General features: G+C 62.3%; 22 protein-coding genes. 12 read left to right on the forward strand and 10 right to left on the reverse strand.

Going from position 1 to position 17,807, the window contains the following annotated elements:
- The first annotated feature begins 229 nt into the window (after positions 1-229).
- Positions 230-1,135 carry a YghX family hydrolase gene (yghX, locus tag ACR0NJ_RS10535; RefSeq protein ID WP_480817338.1) on the forward strand — a complete coding sequence of 302 codons (906 nt, stop codon included), beginning with the start codon at positions 230-232 and terminating at the stop codon, positions 1,133-1,135.
- Positions 1,136-1,200: 65 nt separating this feature from the next.
- On the opposite strand, the gene rpe is transcribed toward yghX, so the two are convergent.
- Both rpe and phnF read right to left on the reverse strand, forming a co-directional pair.
- Entirely contained in the window at positions 1,201-1,890 is a 690-nt protein-coding gene (rpe, locus tag ACR0NJ_RS10540) for a ribulose-phosphate 3-epimerase (protein WP_480817085.1), read from the reverse strand.
- Positions 1,891-2,007: 117 nt separating this feature from the next.
- On the reverse strand, positions 2,008-2,718 hold the full coding sequence (gene phnF, locus ACR0NJ_RS10545; RefSeq protein WP_480817086.1) for a phosphonate metabolism transcriptional regulator PhnF: 711 nt from the start codon (positions 2,716-2,718) through the stop codon (positions 2,008-2,010).
- A gap of 103 nt (positions 2,719-2,821) precedes the next feature.
- On the opposite strand from phnF, the gene phnG reads away from it, so the two are divergent.
- From phnG to phnN, 10 genes are read left to right on the forward strand one after another with little or no spacing between them, the layout of a single operon-like run.
- The gene (phnG, locus tag ACR0NJ_RS10550) at positions 2,822-3,280 is read left to right on the forward strand and encodes a phosphonate C-P lyase system protein PhnG (RefSeq protein WP_480817087.1); all 459 of its coding nucleotides are present in this window, start codon (positions 2,822-2,824) and stop codon (positions 3,278-3,280) included.
- Positions 3,280-3,855, forward strand: a complete 576-nt coding sequence (gene phnH, locus ACR0NJ_RS10555; RefSeq protein ID WP_480817088.1) for a phosphonate C-P lyase system protein PhnH — start codon at positions 3,280-3,282, stop codon at positions 3,853-3,855. Before phnG ends, phnH begins: the two co-directional genes overlap by 1 nt.
- A gap of 3 nt (positions 3,856-3,858) precedes the next feature.
- A complete protein-coding gene (locus tag ACR0NJ_RS10560) occupies positions 3,859-4,950 on the forward strand; it encodes a carbon-phosphorus lyase complex subunit (protein WP_480817089.1) in 1,092 nt (363 codons plus the stop codon).
- Positions 4,947-5,543, forward strand: coding sequence for an HAD family hydrolase (locus ACR0NJ_RS10565; protein WP_480817090.1), 597 nt, complete (start codon positions 4,947-4,949; stop codon positions 5,541-5,543). The genes ACR0NJ_RS10560 and ACR0NJ_RS10565 overlap by 4 nt, the downstream gene beginning before the upstream one ends.
- Positions 5,540-5,809 (forward strand): hypothetical protein, encoded by a 270-nt coding sequence (locus ACR0NJ_RS10570; RefSeq protein WP_480817091.1) that lies wholly within the window; start codon positions 5,540-5,542, stop codon positions 5,807-5,809. Before ACR0NJ_RS10565 ends, ACR0NJ_RS10570 begins: the two co-directional genes overlap by 4 nt.
- Positions 5,806-6,666: an alpha-D-ribose 1-methylphosphonate 5-phosphate C-P-lyase PhnJ gene (locus tag ACR0NJ_RS10575; protein WP_480817092.1), complete on the forward strand. Its 861-nt coding sequence runs from the start codon at positions 5,806-5,808 to the stop codon at positions 6,664-6,666. The genes ACR0NJ_RS10570 and ACR0NJ_RS10575 overlap by 4 nt, the downstream gene beginning before the upstream one ends.
- A complete protein-coding gene (locus ACR0NJ_RS10580) occupies positions 6,663-7,067 on the forward strand; it encodes a VOC family protein (protein WP_480817093.1) in 405 nt (134 codons plus the stop codon). The genes ACR0NJ_RS10575 and ACR0NJ_RS10580 overlap by 4 nt, the downstream gene beginning before the upstream one ends.
- Positions 7,068-7,073: 6 nt before the next feature.
- The gene (gene phnK, locus ACR0NJ_RS10585; RefSeq protein ID WP_480817094.1) at positions 7,074-7,844 is read left to right on the forward strand and encodes a phosphonate C-P lyase system protein PhnK; all 771 of its coding nucleotides are present in this window, start codon (positions 7,074-7,076) and stop codon (positions 7,842-7,844) included.
- 26 nt (positions 7,845-7,870) lie between these two features.
- Positions 7,871-8,554, forward strand: coding sequence for a phosphonate C-P lyase system protein PhnL (gene phnL, locus ACR0NJ_RS10590; protein WP_480817095.1), 684 nt, complete (start codon positions 7,871-7,873; stop codon positions 8,552-8,554).
- Positions 8,551-9,099, forward strand: coding sequence for a phosphonate metabolism protein/1,5-bisphosphokinase (PRPP-forming) PhnN (gene phnN, locus ACR0NJ_RS10595; RefSeq protein ID WP_480817096.1), 549 nt, complete (start codon positions 8,551-8,553; stop codon positions 9,097-9,099). Before phnL ends, phnN begins: the two co-directional genes overlap by 4 nt.
- Here phnN and ACR0NJ_RS10600 read toward each other — a convergent pair.
- On the reverse strand, positions 9,081-9,764 hold the full coding sequence (locus ACR0NJ_RS10600; protein WP_480817097.1) for a DUF1045 domain-containing protein: 684 nt from the start codon (positions 9,762-9,764) through the stop codon (positions 9,081-9,083). The genes phnN and ACR0NJ_RS10600 overlap by 19 nt on opposite strands.
- 49 nt (positions 9,765-9,813) lie before the next feature.
- Between ACR0NJ_RS10600 and ACR0NJ_RS10605 the strand changes: the two genes are divergently transcribed.
- The gene (locus tag ACR0NJ_RS10605) at positions 9,814-10,956 is read left to right on the forward strand and encodes an alpha-D-ribose 1-methylphosphonate 5-triphosphate diphosphatase (protein ID WP_480817098.1); all 1,143 of its coding nucleotides are present in this window, start codon (positions 9,814-9,816) and stop codon (positions 10,954-10,956) included.
- Here ACR0NJ_RS10605 and ACR0NJ_RS10610 read toward each other — a convergent pair whose 3' ends face one another.
- Genes ACR0NJ_RS10610 through ACR0NJ_RS10640 form a run of 7 tightly spaced genes read right to left on the reverse strand, consistent with a single transcriptional unit; the run spans position 10,957 to position 17,448 of the window.
- The gene (locus ACR0NJ_RS10610; protein ID WP_480817099.1) at positions 10,957-11,433 is read right to left on the reverse strand and encodes a class I SAM-dependent methyltransferase; all 477 of its coding nucleotides are present in this window, start codon (positions 11,431-11,433) and stop codon (positions 10,957-10,959) included.
- On the reverse strand, positions 11,430-12,200 hold the full coding sequence (locus ACR0NJ_RS10615; RefSeq protein WP_480817100.1) for a polysaccharide deacetylase family protein: 771 nt from the start codon (positions 12,198-12,200) through the stop codon (positions 11,430-11,432). Before ACR0NJ_RS10615 ends, ACR0NJ_RS10610 begins: the two co-directional genes overlap by 4 nt.
- On the reverse strand, positions 12,197-13,339 hold the full coding sequence (locus ACR0NJ_RS10620; protein ID WP_480817101.1) for a glycosyltransferase family protein: 1,143 nt from the start codon (positions 13,337-13,339) through the stop codon (positions 12,197-12,199). The genes ACR0NJ_RS10615 and ACR0NJ_RS10620 overlap by 4 nt, the downstream gene beginning before the upstream one ends.
- A complete protein-coding gene (locus ACR0NJ_RS10625) occupies positions 13,336-13,920 on the reverse strand; it encodes a histidine phosphatase family protein (RefSeq protein WP_480817102.1) in 585 nt (194 codons plus the stop codon). Before ACR0NJ_RS10625 ends, ACR0NJ_RS10620 begins: the two co-directional genes overlap by 4 nt.
- A complete protein-coding gene (locus tag ACR0NJ_RS10630; RefSeq protein ID WP_480817103.1) occupies positions 13,917-14,990 on the reverse strand; it encodes a glycosyltransferase family 4 protein in 1,074 nt (357 codons plus the stop codon). The genes ACR0NJ_RS10625 and ACR0NJ_RS10630 overlap by 4 nt, the downstream gene beginning before the upstream one ends.
- The gene (locus ACR0NJ_RS10635; protein ID WP_480817104.1) at positions 14,990-16,237 is read right to left on the reverse strand and encodes a glycosyltransferase family 4 protein; all 1,248 of its coding nucleotides are present in this window, start codon (positions 16,235-16,237) and stop codon (positions 14,990-14,992) included. The genes ACR0NJ_RS10630 and ACR0NJ_RS10635 overlap by 1 nt, the downstream gene beginning before the upstream one ends.
- Complete coding sequence (locus tag ACR0NJ_RS10640; RefSeq protein WP_480817105.1) at positions 16,234-17,448, reverse strand: glycosyltransferase family protein; 1,215 nt, start codon at positions 17,446-17,448, stop codon at positions 16,234-16,236. Before ACR0NJ_RS10640 ends, ACR0NJ_RS10635 begins: the two co-directional genes overlap by 4 nt.
- Between the last annotated feature and the right edge of the window lie 359 nt (positions 17,449-17,807).

Here is a 17,807-nt window from a genome sequence, read left to right on the forward strand (position 1 = left end):
TTGGAAAGCGGTGGGCGGCAGTTGCTTCAAAGAAGCAATGAGAGCCCACACCGGCGAACTAAAGAAGGCCGTCCCAATGGGGCGGCCTTTTCGTTTCTCAGCCCCTGCGCACGCTTTGCAAGGTTCCCGCAGATTTGAACGCTCATATCCTTTCGCAGATCAAGACCGCTGGATTTGTGTTACGCTTCCTGAGCAAAAAGACACCGCATGTTTGAACAGGGAGAGCACTATGAACGACCAGAGTCCATCTCGCCGAATGACTGCCGCCGATTTCGATCAGGAGCTTTTGGATCTCTACGACTATTACGCGCATGGACGGATCACCAAGCGCGAGTTTCTGGACGGTGCCGCAAAGTTCGCGGTGGGCGGGCTGACGGCGGTTGCGCTTTTGCAGGCGTTGTCACCCAACTATGCGCTCGCTCAGCAGGTCAGTTTCACCGACCCCGACATCATGCCCGAATACATCACCTATCCCTCGCCAAACGGACATGGCGAGGTGCGTGGCTATCTGGTTCGGCCCGCAAATACAGAGGGACCAGTGCCAGCCGTCGTGGTTGTGCACGAAAATCGGGGCCTGAACCCTTATATCGAAGATGTGGCGCGGCGTGTTGCCAAGGCGGGTTTCATTGCCCTTGCACCGGACGGATTGACCTCGGTCGGGGGGTATCCGGGTAACGATGCGGACGGCAGGGAGCTTCAGCGCACGGTTGACCGCGAAAAGCTGATGAACGATTTCTTTGCCGCATACGAATTTCTTTCTGACAATCCGGACACAACGGGCCGCGTCGGTTGCGTAGGGTTCTGCTATGGCGGCGGTGTTTGCAACGCGATGGCGGTGGCATACCCCGAACTGGCGGCCTCGGTGCCGTTTTATGGGCGTCAGGCCAGCGCTGCAGATGTGCCGAAGATAAAAGCTCCTCTGCTTCTTCAATATGCCGAGCTTGACGAGCGTGTGAATGCCGGGTGGCCGGACTATGAAGCAGCTCTGAAGGAGCATGGCAAAAACTTCACCGCGCATGTCTATCCGGGTGTGAATCACGGGTTCCACAACGATTCAACGCCGCGCTATGACGAAGAAGCTGCTGAACTGGCCTGGTCGCGGACAATCGACTTCTTCAACGCAAACTTGCGCTGAAAGACGTTATGTCAAAGGTTCTGGTGTTGAGGTAGGCACCAGAGCCGCCGAACGAAATGCGGCGTTCAGGACAGCCCGGCCTCGGCCGCCGCCCGAACCGCCCGGATGTTCGCGCCATAGACCTCCGGCGCTGAAACCGACCCGCCCTTGAACACCGCCGACCCGGCCACCAGAACATCTGCCCCGGCTGCTGCGACCAGCGGTGCGGTCAGGGGATCAACGCCTCCGTCGATTTCAATATGCACGGGGCGGTCGCCGATCATCTGGCGCAGTTTGCGGACCTTGCTGGTCATATCGATGAATTTCTGACCGCCAAAGCCGGGGTTCACCGTCATCACGCAGACCAGATCGGTCAGATCCAGCAGGTGCTCGACAGCCTCAGCCGGTGTGCCGGGGTTCAGGGCGACGCCTGCTTTCATGCCAGCGGCGCGGATGGCCTGCAGGGTGCGATGGGTGTGAGGGCCGGCTTCGACATGGGCCGTCAGGATGTCGGCACCTGCGTCGGCATAGGCCTGAATATAGGGATCAACCGGAGTGATCATCAGATGCACATCCATCACCGTCTTCACATGCGGGCGGAAGGCTTTGACGGCGGGCGGGCCGAAGGTCAGGTTGGGAACGAAATGGCCATCCATCACATCGACATGGACCCAGTCCGCGCCCTGCGCCTCGATAGCCTGAATCTCTTGCCCGAAATTGGCGAAATCGGCGGACAGGATCGACGGGGCGATCTTGATAGTGCGGTCAAAGCTCATTGTGGCCTCGTGTCAGGTGAAGTTTGGGGAAGCGTATAGCGGTGCGACGCGTCGAAGGGTAGTCCCTGAAACTTTTGCGCTGGTGTTTTGCCTTTGCCTCTGGATCGGAGCGGATTTCTAGTCCCCGTTCAGCGTCAGGGTCACGCGTTCTCCGGCGAAAGCGGTCCTGCCATATTCAACCGGGATTCCGTCGGGATCCGCGTTGACGCCGGTGGAAAACAGGATGGGTGCCCCTTCGGGCAGACGCAGATGCAGGGCCTGCGTCGCGGTCGCTGCGCGTGCCGTCAAGCGGGTCGAGATGCGGGTGTAATCCGCGATCCCGCAGCTTTGCAGGGCTTTTGTGACCGATTGCGTTTCGGTCAGCGCGGTCAGCAGGTCGGGAAAGCGCCGGGCGGGAAAGATGCTTTGGAACAGGGCGATAGGTTGACCATCAGCCAGCGACAGGCCGTCATACACATGGACCGGGTCGCCGGTGGTCAGGTTCAGCGCATCGGCCTCGGCGGCGTCGGCGGCGCGGGTGGTCAGCGCCAGGATCTTCTTGCCGGGGATTTTGCCGCTGGCCGAGATGCTCTTGTGATAGCGCACGCGCTTGCCGATCGGATAATCAGTGGGCCGCGCCGCGACAAACACCCCGGCTCCGCGCCGGGCGTGAACAAGCCCCTGTTCGGCCATCTCGGACAGCGCCCGCCGAACCGTGTGGCGGTTGACGCCGTGGGTCGCCGCCAACTGCGCCTCGGTCGGCAAGCGGTCTCCGGTCTGATAGCGCCCTTCGGCGATGTCCGAGGTCAGCCCCAGCGCGATGCTCTTCCAGATGGGCGTTTTGCGCATGTTACCAATTCTTCACAGAGTTTGAGATTGCGGGGTGAGGCTCCGCAGGTTAATATTTGTCTAGTTGTATAGTTCATGTAGACAGCCCGGCCAAGAGGTTTTGATGACCGATCAGACAGAAGCCACCACCGTTGCGCGGAAGGAATGGATGGGCCTGCTGGCCCGCGCACCCGAGGATGCGGTGATGACCCTTTGGGACACCGTTGACGCCCGGCCAAGCTTCAACTGGCTGCGCGCACCCGAGGTTGGCGGCGTGATGGTGCGGGGGCGCACCGGGGCAACCGGCGCGCCGTTTAATCTGGGCGAAATGACCGTCACGCGCTGCTCGGTGGTGCTGGAGGACGGCACCGTTGGCCATGCCTATGTGCAGGGCCGTTCCAAACCCAAGGCCGAGGCGGCGGCGCTGATTGATGCGCTGATGCAGACCCCGGCGGCGGACACGGTGCGCCGCAAGGTTGTCGATCCGCTAAAGCGCCAGATGCAGGCTGAGAAAACAGCGCGCGCTGCAAAAGCGGCGGCCACGAAGGTCGAGTTTTTCACGGTTGCGCGGGGAGAGGACTGATGGCCGCTCAAACCCAGTATTCAGGCGGATTTCAGAATCCCCCGATCGACGCCGCCCACGCCTTTCGCGCCGCGATGACCGTCATGGCCCGCCCCGGTGAAATCCGCACCTTGTCGGGCAGCGAACCACCCGCGCCGTTGTCGGTGGCGGCGAGCACCTTGCTACTGACCCTGTGCGACCCCGAAACCAAGGTCTATCTGGCGGGCTCGGTCGATACCGAGGCGGTGCGGGAATGGCTGACCTTCCACACCGGCGCGCCGTTTGTCTCGGCCTCGGATGCGGATTTTGCCGTTGGCACGTGGGAAGCGCTTGGATCGCTTAGCATGTACCGGGTCGGGACGCCGGAATACCCGGATCGCTCGGCCACTCTGATCGTGGAATGCGGCGATCTGCAGCAAAGCGGCGCAGAACTGAGCGGGCCGGGTATCAAGGACGTCTCCCATCTGTCGCTGCCGGACGCCAAGGCGATGCAGGCGAATGCGGCGCTATATCCGTTGGGATGCGATTTCTTCCTGACCTGCGGTGGCAAGGTCGCGGCCCTGCCGCGCAGCACGCAGATCGGGGCGGAGGGTTAGGCGATGTATGTAGCTGTCAAAGGTGGCGAAAAGGCCATTGAGAACGCCCACGCCTGGCTGGCCGAGGAACGGCGCGGATCGACCGATGTGGCGGAACTCAGCCTTGCCCAGATTCGGGAGCAGTTGAGCCTCGCGGTGAACCGGGTCATGGCCGAGGGGTCCCTGTTCGACCCCGACCTTGCCGCGCTTGCCATCAAGCAGGCGCGGGGCGATCTGATCGAGGCGATCTTTCTGATCCGCGCCTATCGCACAACGCTGCCACGCTTTGGCTATTCGAATCCGGTTGAGACGGGGGGTATGACCTGCGACCGCCGAATCTCTGCCACGTTCAAGGATGCGCCGGGCGGGCAGGTTCTGGGGCCGACTTTTGACTACACGCACCGTCTGCTGGATTTCAAACTGGCCGCCGATGGCGAAGTCCCCGCCGCGCCCGACGGTATCGCGCGGCAAGAACCCACGCCCCATATCACCGAGTTCCTGCACGATGAGGGCATCATTCAGGACGAACCCGCCGGCGACGCCACGCCCGGCGACCTGACGCGCGAGCCGCTGGAATTTCCGGCGAACCGGCCGCTGCGCCTGCAATCCCTGACGCGCGGGGATGAGGGGTTTGTGCTCGGCATGGCCTATTCGACCCTGCGTGGCTATGCCCGCAACCATGCCTTTGTGGGCGAGCTGCGGATCGGCAAGGTCGCGGTCGAGATGGACATCCCCGAGCTTGGTTTTGCCATCGACATTGGTGAGGTCGAACTGACCGAATGCGAAACCGTGAACCAGTTCAAAGGCTCCAAGACCGAACCGCCGCAATTCACGCGCGGCTATGGGCTGGTCTTTGGCCAGTCCGAACGCAAAGCTATCGCGATGGCACTGGTGGATCGCGCGCTGCGCTGGGAGGAACTGGGCGAGGATAATCTGGGCGCACCGGCGCAGGATGAAGAATTTGTCCTGAGCCATGCGGATAACATTCAGGCCACCGGTTTCCTCGAACATATCAAGCTGCCCCATTACGTCGATTTCCAGTCCGAACTGGAATTGGTGCGCAAGCTGCGCCGCGAGGCCGAAGAACGGATCACCCTAAAGGAGGCTGCAGAATGAAGGCTGTGGTTTTTGACATCGGTGGCGTGCTGGTCGACTGGCAGCCGCATCTGGCCTGGGTCGAGGCGTTGGGCTCGGAAGAGGCCGCACACGCCTTCATCGAGCGTACAGGTTTTCGCGAACGTAATGCGCGGGGTGATAATGGGGAACTGTTTGCTGACATGGCGCGAGAGTTGGGCGACCCTGCGGACCAACGCCTGTTTGCCGCATATGTTGGCCTTTACACCAGGACCGTTGAAAACGCGCTTCATGGCACATGGGAGGTGCTGGACCGTCTCAAGGCAAAAGGAACACCTGTCCATGCCATCACCAATTGGTCAGCCGAGACATGGCCCGAGGGTCTGAAGGTTCATCCGCGTCTGGGTGAGGTTTTTGAAACACTTGTGGTTTCGGGGCAGGAGGGTGTGATGAAACCTGATGCGCGGATTTTCCAACTGTTGTGCGAGCGGGCAGGTGTTGCTGCGACGGATTGCGTGTTCATCGATGACGGGTTGCATAATGTCGAAGGCGCGCGCGCTGTGGGGATGGATGGCATCCACTTTACCTCACCTTCGGCGTTGGAAGCCGCGTTGACGGAAAGGGGCCTGCTATGAACCTGTGTCGCCGCTTTGCCGGTTCTGACTTAGTCACCTCCGCCGCCGCAATCGCCTCCTCCGAAATCACTGCTGCCGCCATACCAGGAGCCGCCCGAGCCGCTATCGACACCGTGACCCCGCTGACGGTGCCGGTTCCGTGTGGGCATTCGCCAAATGTAGATGATGAATACCAATACGCCGACGATAAGCGCGATTTCAAAAAATGTAATGCCGTTCAAAACCTGTTCTCCGTTCGATTTGTCACAAGGAACAAAACGTCATGAGCGAGTATAACTTCGCCTATCTGGATGAACAGACCAAGCGGATGATCCGGCGGGCAATTCTTAAGGGCCTCGCCGTGCCCGGCTATCAGGTGCCCTTCGCCAGCCGCGAGATGCCGATGCCTTATGGTTGGGGCACGGGCGGGGTTCAGGTCTCGGCGGCGACTTTGACGCCTGAAGATACATTGAAGGTGATTGATCAGGGGGCGGATGATACGACCAATGCGGTCTCGATCCGTAAATTCTTTGAAAACACTGCGGGTGTTGAAACCACGGAAGAGACGGAAAAGGCGACAGTGATCCAGACCCGTCACCGCATCCCCGAGGCGAAGCTTCGCGAGGATCAGATCATCGTCTATCAGGTGCCTATCCCGGAACCCCTTCGCTTTCTGGAGCCGCGCGAGACCGAGACGCGCAAGATGCACAGCCTAGAGGAATACGGGCTGATGCATGTGAAACTGTATGAGGACATCAGCCAGCACGGGGCGATTTCGACCTCTTACGCCTATCCGGTGAAAGTGTCAGGTCGCTACGTGATGGACCCGTCTCCGATCCCGAAATTCGACAACCCGAAGCTGGAGATGGACGCAATCCAACTGTTCGGCGCTGGGCGCGAACAGCGGATTTACGCGGTGCCGCCGTACACGAAAGTCGTGTCTCTGGATTTCGAAGATTACCCGTTCGAGGCCACCAAAGCCGACCATCCGTGCGATCTGTGCGGGGCCGAGGACAGCTATCTGGACGAGGTGATCATGGACGACGCGGGCAACCGGATGTTCGTTTGCTCGGACACCGACTATTGCCGATCCCGCCGCGCGGCGGGGCATGAAGGGCGTTTTGGCAAGGAGGATGCTTTATGATGCGTGAACACGTACTTGGAATTGATCATCTGGGCCTGACGGTTGCCGATCTTGACGTGACCAAAGGGTTCTTTGTCGATGCGCTGGGTTGGGAGGTGGTCGGCGGGCGACCCGAATACCCGTCGGTCCTTATCAGCAACGGGTCGGCGGTGTTGACCCTGTGGCAGCAGAAAGGCGAGGATCAGCGCGCCTTTGACCGACACGCCAATGTGGGCCTGCATCATGTCGCGTTCAAAATCCCGTCGGCCGAGTCGCTGGACAAGGTGTTCGAAACGGTCAGCACCTGGCCCGGCGTCGAGGTCGAATTCAGCCCTGAACCTTCGGGCGGAGGACCCAAAATCCACTTCATGATCCGCGAACCCGGCGGCAACCGGATCGAATTTGCCTATGATCCGAGGTAGAGAGACATGACCCCGCTGCTGAGTGTTCAGGGCCTCAAAAAGACCTATGGGCCGCGCATCGGATGTGCGGATGTCAGCTTTGATCTTTACCCCGGCGAGGTGATGGGGATCGTTGGCGAAAGCGGCTCTGGCAAGTCGACTTTGCTGAACTGTCTCGCGGGGCATCTGGAACCGGATGCGGGGCAGGTTGTCTTTGACACGCGCGCGGATGGGCCGGTGGACACGGTGACCATGCCCGAGCCTGAACGTCGGATTCTGGGCCGCACAGACTGGGCCTTTGTGCATCAGCACGCCCGCGACGGGCTGCGCATGTCGGTCAGCGCGGGCGGCAACATCGGCGAGCGGCTGATGGCTGTGGGCGACCGCCATTACGGTGCGATCCGCGACCAGGCGATTGACTGGCTGGGCCGGGTCGAGATCAACGAGACCCGCGTCGACGACCGCCCGACCACGTTTTCAGGCGGGATGCAGCAGCGGTTGCAGATCGCTCGAAATCTGGTCACAGGCCCCCGGCTGGTGTTCATGGACGAGCCGACCGGAGGGCTGGATGTCTCGGTTCAGGCGCGGCTGCTGGATCTGCTGCGCGGGTTGGTGCGCGAGATGGGGCTGAGCGCCATTATCGTCACCCATGATCTGGCTGTGGTGCGCCTGCTGGCGGACCGGCTGATGGTGATGAAGGACGGCCATGTGGTTGAGGCCGGGTTGACCGATCAGGTTCTGGACGATCCGCAACATGCCTATACGCAGTTGCTGGTGTCCAGCGTTCTACAGGTTTGATTCCGTATTTGGGACGAGAAGAAGCGATGATTGAACTCAAGGATGTCAGCAAGAGCTTTACTCTGCATAATCAGGGCGGCGCGGTGATTCCGGTGATGGAGGGCGCTTCGTTGAGGGTGTTGCCGGGCGAATGTGTGGCGCTGACCGGGGCCTCGGGTGTGGGCAAGTCGACGCTGATGCGGGTGATCTACGGCAACTATCTGGCCGCCTCGGGGCAGGTGCTGGTGGGTGGTCTGGACGTGGCGCGGGCCGAGCCGCGCGAGGTACTGACGCTGCGACGCCAAACGCTGGGCTATGTCAGCCAGTTCCTGAGGGTTGTGCCCCGCGTACCGACGCTTGAGGTGGTGGCGGAACCGCTATTGGCGGTGGGTTGTGACAAGCAGGCGGCGCTGGACAAGGCGGCCGGATTATTGGCGCGGCTGAACATCCCGGAACATCTGTGGATGCTCAGCCCCACGACCTTTTCGGGGGGCGAGCAGCAGCGCGTGAACATCGCGCGCGGTTTTGCGCATGATTACCCCGCAATGCTGCTGGACGAACCCACGGCCAGTCTGGACGTGCGCAACCGCGAAACCGTGCTGTCTCTGATCGAAGAGGCCAAAGCGCGCGGCGCGGCGATTGTCGGCATTTTCCACGATGTCGAGGCGCGCGCGCAGGTCTGTGACCGGGCGGTCGATGTCTCGGAGTTCACGCCGGGGCGGGCGGCATGAGCCTTGCTCCGGTCATAGCGGTCGTTGGCCCATCAGGGGTTGGCAAGGACAGCGTGATCAACGCGCTGGCAGCCCGCATGCCGGGCATTCAGCCCGTGCGCCGTGTCATAACCCGACCCGAGGGTGAAAGGGGTGAGGATTTCGACCGGGTGTCCGAGGCTGAGTTCCGTCAGATGGTGCAGGCGGGAGCGTTCGTTTTGCACTGGTCCGCGCATGGGCTGATGTATGGCGTGCCCGCCGGGATTGCGGCGCAGCGCGGACAGGCCGATGCGGTTCTGGTCAACCTTTCGCGGGGGGTGCTGCTGCATGCGCAGGCGGTGTTTGGCGACCTGATCGTGGTCTCTCTGACCGCCAATGCCGGGGTTCTGGCCGGGCGTCTGTCAGATCGCGGGCGAGAAAGCGTGGATGAACAGGCGCGGCGGTTGGAGCGGGCAGAAGCACGGTTGCCCGAAGGGCTAAAGCGCGTGATTGAGGTCGACAATTCCGGGCCGCTAGAGGCCACGGTCGACGAAATCCTGACCCGCCTTCAACCAGAGAGGGCGTAGCGATGGATCAGATGAAATCGCCCATCTTCGGCTTCACCCACCAGCGCCAGATCGGCGATGTGGAATGGCGCGGGCAGCAGCGGTCCGAGGTGAGCTTCAAGCGCCTTTTGCACCCAAGCCAGTGTCGGTTTTTCCAACCTGCCGCTGAGTGTGATGTGAAACCGGAAAGTATCCATGACATATGGATAGCCCCATTGGGTCAGGTTGGCCTCTTGCACCGGCGTCAGACCGGCAGCACGGCGGCGGGCCAGTTCGGCTTGGGACGCGGGCGCGCGGAAAGGGTCCAGATCGCGGACACAGGCGGCGGCCAGCGCGTTCAGCGCGCCTGTGTCGCCCAGTGGGCGCAACGCGAGAAAGCGGCCCAGCCGGGCGATTTCCAGGCCGTCCAGCACCACCGGCTGCTGCTGCGTGGCCAGTCGGGCACAGGCGTCCTGCAACGCGGCGAGCGTTTGGCCCTCTGCCAAACGAAAAGGCGGCTTCAGCGTGGCATGCAGGCCATACTTGCGCGGAACCTCGGTGACGGCAGAGACATCCACGCCCTCCACAACGGGATGCGCGGCAGACTGGCCGGTCTCCATGTCCCAGCCCAGCCAGTCTGTACCGAACCTCGCCCATTCCGCTCCGGCAGGCGGCGCAAAATAGATCGCGTATCGCTTGAACGTCACATTGGCCTCCTACCTGGCCGTTCCCTAACTCAAACTGCGTGAAGGTCAGATGACAGAAGAACTGATCCTTGCCAATGCCACGCTTGTTCTGCCGGATGAGACCGTTACCGGCAGTGTCCGGATCGCGGGCGAGACCATCGCCGGTATCGACACCGGTGCGGGCGTTCCCGCAGGTGCCGTGGATTGCGAGGGCGACTATGTCAGCCCCGGTCTGGTTGAGCTGCACACCGACAATCTGGAACGGCACATCCAGCCGCGCCCTCAGGTCGACTGGCCTCATGCCGCTGCCATCATCGCCCATGACGCGGAACTGGCCAGCACCGGTATCACCACTGTGTTCGACGCCATGCGCATCGGTTCGATTCCTACCGGCGCGGCGCGATATCTGAAATATGCGCGTGGTTTGTCGCGCGAGCTCTGGGAATTGCGCGAACAGGATGCGCTCAAGATCAGCCATTTCCTGCATTTGCGAGCCGAGGTGTGCTCGGAAACGCTGGTCGAGGAACTGGATGAATTCGGCCCCGAGGACCGCGTCGGGCTGCTGTCGATCATGGACCACACGCCGGGGCAGCGGCAGTTTCGGGATATGTCGAAGCTCGAGACCTATCTGAAGGTCAAATACGCGATGGACGATGACACGTTCCTGCAGCATGTGGCGCAACTGAAAGGTCTGCGCGACCGCAATGGCGACCGGCACGAGCTTGAAACGGTCAAGGCCGCCCGCCGCTTTGGCTCTGTGCTGGCCAGCCATGACGATACGACGGCTGAGCAGGTGCGCGTATCCGCCGATCACGGGATCCGGTTGGCCGAATTTCCCACCACGGTCGAGGCGGCGCGCGCCTGCCACGATCACGGCATCAAGGTGATGATGGGTGCGCCGAATGTGATCCGGGGCGGGTCGCATTCGGGCAATGTCTCGGCCCGAGAACTGGCCGAGCTGGACCATCTGGATATCGTGTCGTCCGACTATGTGCCCTCGGCACTGCTGCTTTCGGCGGTGATGCTTGGTGAGATGTGGGGCGATATGGCGCGCGGGATCAGGACGGTGACGCAAACCCCGGCATTGGCCGCCGGGCTGGATGATCGGGGCGCATTGCGGGTCGGTGCGCGGGCCGATCTGATCCGGTTCCGGATGCGTGCGGGTGCCCCGGCGCTGAATGCGGTCTGGTCGCGGGGCCGTCGGGTCGCCTGATCAGGCGGTGTAGAACAGGTAGCGGTCCGGCGCGATGGTGTCGGGCCCTACGATCTGATTGAACCCTACAAGCGGTTGGCCGGATATCAGCAGGCCGCCGGGCTGCATGACTTCGGCGATCAGAGGGCTGAGGCGCGCGGCCTCGGCCACGTCTTCCTCTTTGATGCCTCTGCCGAAATCGTAATGCGCCAGAGCAATCGTGCGGCCACGTTCGGCGAGTTTCTGCAACATGGGCTCGGCTTCGCCCTGCAGAAAATCCTCGGGTGGGGGGGTGCTGCTGGGGTGGCATTGCAGAACCCGGTCCATCACCCAGATGCGGCGGTCGGGCAGGATCTCGCGCAGGTGATCATAGGTGCGGCCATTGCCCAGCCCCATATCCAAAACGTCGCCCTGCTTGCCGTCGATCTGTGCGGCGGCCCAGTTCAGCCCGTCGCGCTGGGCGGTAAAGCGGCGCAGCATTGAATCCAGTCGGCTCATGGGGTCTTGGTCCTTTGGGTTTTGGGGGCGGTCCACGGAATGGCAGGGCCGTTCAGGAGTGTACCTAGCAACTCTTCGGTGAACGTCCAGATGTCTTGATCATGGACGAGGTGGTGGGTCAGCACGCCGAAGGGTTCGTTATTGTCGGCCCGTCCTTCGCGGCGATCCTGCAACAGATGGACGGTTTGCGCGATCAATGCATCCGGCGACATCAACCCGCGTGTGCCGCGCCAGTCGATGGGGTCCAGATGGGTGTTGATCTGCTCAAGGCCTGGGGCGGCCATCGCGGATTTGCGGGGGGTCGCGGTTGAGAGGATGCGAAACCCGATTTCGGGCAGTTGGGCCACGGCCTCGGGCGCGATACGGTTCCAGGGGGGCACAAACATGGGGCGCAGATCATCGCCGAACAGCGTGCGGAGCTTGGCAAGCCCGGCCTGCGCATCGGCGACTATCGCATCCAAGGGGCGATGCAGACGGAACTCCGACTTCTTCTCACTCGCTGGCGCGTGGTTCTGATGCGCCCAACCGTGGACAACCGAGATCAACGTCTCCCGCTTGCTCATGTATTCCGCCAGTTCCGGACTGGCGTCTTTTGGGATCACGGCCAAATGAACCGGCAGGTTCAACCGCGCGGACAGGTATGACAACTTGTCCAATTGAGGCGTGGGCGCAATGGCATCGTCGTCGCGCCACCACAAGGGCAGCGTCAAACCCTGATCGCGCCAGCGACCCAACTCCGTTTCAAGAGGGGCCCAGTTAACGCTCATTGACGGCGTTCCCAAAGCTCTTTGGCAATCTTCACCGACTTCTGCGCCCCGTCAAACCCAAGATCCTTCGCCTCGCGCGGCCCGTCGGAAAGCACGCGGCCTACGGCCTCGGCCAACGTGAAACCATTCAGGTTTCCACTGACCAGCACTTCAATTGCAGGCATCTGCGATAGGCTTTGTCCCCGCAGCCCCTGTTCGACTTCTTTGCCGTCGTCGAACGGAATGAACACTGCTGGAGCTCCGCTCTGCAGAATGTCCAGCGCGGTGTTATAGCCGCACATACTGACCGAGGCAGCGGCATGCGGCAGCATCTGGCGGAAATCCGGGCGCACTGGCTCGATGATCACGGGCGTGCCCTCGGCCAGTCGCGATAGTTCGGCAATTCGCGCTTGCGCATCCTGCCCGCCCACCAGCAGGCGCCAGCGCCTGTTGGTCATCTTTCGGGCAGCCTCGATGGCTGCGCGAAAGATCGGCTGGCCGACGGAGCCACCTCCGGCACTGACAAGAACCTCGTCCCGCCCCACCGCATCAGGATGCGGCTGCGGCGCTTTGGGTGCTACGAAACCGGTGTAGTGCAGGCGCTGCGCCAGTTCTGCCGAGACCGGCCAGCTAACGGATAGGGGAATGACCCTTTCGGTCGAGTGTACCAGAATACCATCGTAGTAATTCGCCACGATTTGATCTGTGCGCTCGGCCTTCGACGGTTTGGACGGCGGGGCCAAAATGTCCCGGATCGACCCCAGAATAAGGGGGCGGTGGGGCAGATTTCGGGCGGCGATCAGGGTGGCCTCGAACTCATCAGTCAGAGAGCGGCGGCCAAACGGAAAAAGCTCGGTGATCAGAACCTGCGGCTGGAAACTTTGAACTGCTTTGGTCAGCGCGGTGATCCGCGCCGCGCGGTAGGCGTCATCCGCGATCTCTCCGCTGTCAGTCAGCAGGCGGGTGAAGTTCGTGCCGTCCGACCGCAGCGGTGGCAGGCCCAGCAGGGTCAGGCCGGTGCTGTCCAACTGCGGCGCTGGCATGCCGCCCGAGACCACAAGAACTTCATGCCCGTCCGCGGCAAAGGCCCGGCCCAGCGTCAGCGCGCGGCTGAGATGTCCGGTGCCTAGCAAATGGGTGACGATGATCATGACTTTCATCGGGCAGCCTCTCGCGGGATCAGGCGAACGGGATCGGGGTCGGGGCTCAGAGTGTGCACATCAACGATATACAGACGATTGCGTTTGATCTTGAAGGGGGGCGGGCCATCGAAATTCCATCCCCAGGCGCGGGCCAGAATGGCGCGCATGATGCCGATATGGCAGACCGCAACCGTGTCGTTTCGCAGGCTGGTCAGCCATGGATGCAGCCGCGACCAGACCTCGGCCGGGGTTTCACCGCTTGGCGGGCGGTAGTCCCACCCCCAGTCTACGATATGGCGGTAGCCGCTGTTTTCATCCGCGATCAGATCGACCCCGCGCAGACCCTCCCAATCGCCCCAGTTCATCTCGGTCAGCGCCTCCGAGGTCTGAGGGTCACGGCCCGAGACCAGCCGCGCCGTTTCGCTGGCCCGCAGCAAGGGGCTGGACCAGATATCGGCCCCCTCCCACCCCGGCGGCAAGCTGTAACCCGCCAGTTCCGCGCGCGTGTCATCGTCCAGCGGAATGTCGCTGCGCCCCTGAATCCGCCCCGCGCGGTTCCAGTGGGTATGTCCGTGGCGGAGCAGGGCGAGCCGGGTCATGACGCCTCCAATATCGGGCGGATTGCCGCCCAGAACCGTTCGGTCGCTTTGGGCATCAGATGACGTTGCGCGACATGGGCGCGGGCTTTGGTCCCCAGAGAGTGGCGTGTCCGGTCATCCCCCAATAGCCGTTGAATGTGGTCCGCCAGCCCTTTTGCTCCGGCTTCAACCGCGGGGTAGCCCGCTGGTGCAAGAACATCGCGCACGCCGGGGCGGTCCTGTGCGGCCACGGGAAGGCCGGTCGCCTGCGCTTCGAGGTAAATCATGCCATAAGCCTCATTCACACCGGGCCAGACCAGCAACGAAGAGCTTTCATAGACCGCTCGCAGGGTTTCTCGGTCCAACTGACCCAGAAACGAAACCCTTCCGCCGAACCGGGCCATCTTTGCCTCGACCTCGGCGCGGGCGGGGCCGTCGCCTGCGATGCGCAGTTGCCAGTCGCCCTTTAGATGCGCCAGCGCCTGTGCAAGAGTGTCGTACGAAGCCAGCTTGTCGCCATACCGCATCATTCCGACCGTAAGCATCGGCCCCTGGCCCAAACTTTGCGGTGGCAGGTCGGTTTGCGGCAGAAAGGGCGGCAGTTCGACCAATTGCTGATCGGCGAAGCGGTCGCGCAGTAGCGTGATCAGGTCGTTTGCGGTGTGATAGAAAATCACCTTCGCCGCATCGCAGGCGTCGTGCGCGGACTGCGCGAACCCGGCCCATGGACCGTTCAGGCGGCTTGAAGCGCGGGTGCTTTCAAGCTGCACGTAAGGCAGGCCACGCGCGGCACAGACCCGCGGGCCTAACAGATCGGGGGCCTTGTAGTAGTTGTGATAGGTCACCCAGAGCGCAGTGTCGGGCGGCAAATCCGCGATCAGCTGGTCCGCCTCGGCCTGTGCCTTGTCACGCAGGGCTTGCTGCAACGCGGGATCGCCGGTTTTGTCGTAAATACGAAGGCGCGAGGCCAGATCAACCTGATCACCTTCGGCAGCAATCGCGCGCATCAGGTTCCGGGCCATTTCCCGGTCGCCCGAGGGCGTTGGGCTGTCAGGCGATTTCATCGGGGCGTAAAAGGCGACGCGGGCCATCACGCGGTATCCGAACACAAGGCGCTCAGCCGGGCGGAAAGGCGGGCGATGCCGGGGTCCATCCGGAATTCGGCAATCAGGCGGTCATAGGCGGCGATGGCCATGTCGGCGGTTTTGTCGGGGGCAGACGCCATCCCGACAATCGCCGCTGCCAATGAGGCCGGATCGTCCTCGGACAACACCCCATGGGTCCCAGTTTCGATGAATTCCGGGATCGCCGAGACCGGGGTCGACAGGATCGGCAGGTGTTGCGAGGCGGCCTCCATCAGCACATTGGGCAGCCCATCTCGGTCGCCATCTGCCGCGATGCGACTGGGTAGAACGAACAGGTCCGCGCGGCGCATGGCCTCGATCACTTCGGGTTGGTCGCAAGCGCCTTTCCACGTGATCCGGTCTGCGATGCCTACGGTCCGGGCGTGACCGCGCAGCGCGTCGCCGAGCGTGCCGCCGCCTATATGGGTCCAGTGCCAGTTCAGCGAGTTCGGTAGCTGGGCAAAGGCGTCGATCAGGCGGTCGAACCCCTTTTTTTCGACCAGCCGCCCGACCGACAGCATGTGAAACGGCCCGTCCACCGCGCGTGGCTCGCGCTCGGGCGGAGAAGGAAAACGGTCTAAATCCAGCCCGTGATAGATCAGCTCTACCCGCGCCGGATCATCCGCCAGCCCGCGCAGATGCTCTGCCCCAATGGCGGTGCATGTGGCCCCAAAGGCCGCGCCGTAAGTGCCAGCCTGCAGCTTTTCGCGCTTCTCCCAGTCCGGCGAGGTCCAGATGTCCTTGGCGTGGGCCGAAAAGCTCCACGGGATACCGCACATGATGGCGGCGTAGCGCGCCACCGACGAAGGCGTGTGCATGAAATGGGCATAAAGCGCCCGGGTCGCGTCGGGCAGCTCTGCGGCCAGAACGCAAGCCTGACCAAAGCGGCGAATGCGGTTATGGGTGGGATCACGGCGCAGGTCTGCGCGCCAGACCCGGTAGGCCTCGGGATATCCGGGCAAGCGTTGGGCGATGGTCCGCGCTGTCCAGACCCGTTGGGGTTCTTCGTACAGGTATTCGGGCAGATAATGCACTTGGCCACCGAACCGGTCATGCAGCGGGTGGCGCTTGGTGTCGGTGGGATGGCGCAGGGACCAGATGTCAAAGCGGTGCCCGGCGTCTTGCAGGGCCACAAGCTCTTGCGCGATGAACGTTTCCGACAGGCGCGGCCATCCTTTGACCAGCACCGCCAGTTTAGGATCGGGTGCGCTCATCCGGTTGCCAGTTCCTGTTCCCGGCTCAGCAGCGCATCGACACGGTCCGTCACGTAGTCCAGCCCGTCCAGCAACCCGCCGCGAATGGCCTGCGAGGGCAGCGGCTGATTGGGCAGGTCGCGAATGGCGCGGATCATCGCGTCAGCGGTCAGCCCGTCGCGCTGTTCATCCAGCATCCGCACCAGCCCGAGGTTTTCGGCGCGCGATGCCCGAATCCACTGCTCCAGTCGGGGCGTGGTACGCGGCACGATGACGGCGCGTTTGTCGAAGGACAGAACCTCGCAAAACGTGTTGTAGCCGCCCATGCAGACCACTCCGGCGGCGCCTGCGAACAGGGTTTCGATCTGAGATTCAAAGCCGACCGCAGTGACCCGCCCGTTCAGCGCGGCGACGCGGGTTTCAAACTCGTCCCGCAACTCACCGGATAGGAACGGCCCGTAAACCAGCACTGCACGCGGAGACAGGTTGGGGTCCTTTTCGTAGGCCGACAGCACAAGGTTCACCATCGCCTTGCCATCACCGCCGCCGCCCGGTGTGATCAGGATGTAAGGCTGCTCCGGCGGCTCGCCCACGGGCCCAAGGTCGCGACGCAGATAGCCCGTCCAATGAATGCGCGACTGCGCGGCGGGGCTGAGCGGCAGGCCTTTGGTCGGGTCATAGATTGACCGCAGCCCATAGACCCAGATTTCGTGATAGAAGCGTTCGGTGGCGGCGATGGCCTCTTTCCGAGCCCATTCGGCGGCCAGAACCTCGGGCTCGTCCAGAACATCACGCAGGCCAAGGATCAGCTTTGTGTCGCCGGAAAACTGCAACTGTTCCAGCGTTGGCAAAAGCTCCCCTCGGAAACCTGTCGGTTCCTTGTCAACAATCAAAACGTCCGGGTCGAACTGCTGGACTGCGGTCTGGATCAGGCCCGAGCGCAGTTCGGTCACCTCATCAATGCCCATCCCGATGGTGCGGGCGGCGTAGGAGCCATCCTCGCGCTTGGTAACGCCGGGCAGGCGCACATGATCAACGCGTCGGGGAAAGGTGAAGCGACCAGCCACCGGAGACCCCGTCAGGATCAGGGCCGAGGCCTGCGGGTCAGCCTCGGTCATCGCGGCGGCCAAAGCGCGCGACCGGCGCAGATGGCCCAGCCCAAACGTGTCGTGGCTGTAAAACAGGAGACGCGGCGCGCGGCCGGATTTTGTGGTCTGTTTGCCTAGGCTCATATTGTTGCCCGTTTTAGTGGTCTTGGTGCAATTCCCGCGCGTTTGCACCAGTTATCGTATATTGTCCGGCTTTGCTTGCCAAAGGCGGAGTTGCCTGCCGCAAATGTGCCATGCATGGCGATTTGGCAACAGGAATTTACGGGTTCTTCGGCATATCGCGTCAGTGTTTTGTGTTGGTGCCGGAATGACCGAAAACCCAGCGATCCGGGGCTGTACCCGAATGCCGGTCCGTTCATATTCAATTTTTGTCGGATTGAAAATACCAGCAAAGGACTGTGCGTTGAAAACACGCCTTTACACGATATAGAAACCGTCGTGCGGGAAAATTTGAACAGCCCGTGCCTGTTCTGTACTGTCTT

The sequence above is a fragment of the Ruegeria sp. F11 genome, from assembly GCF_056533855.1.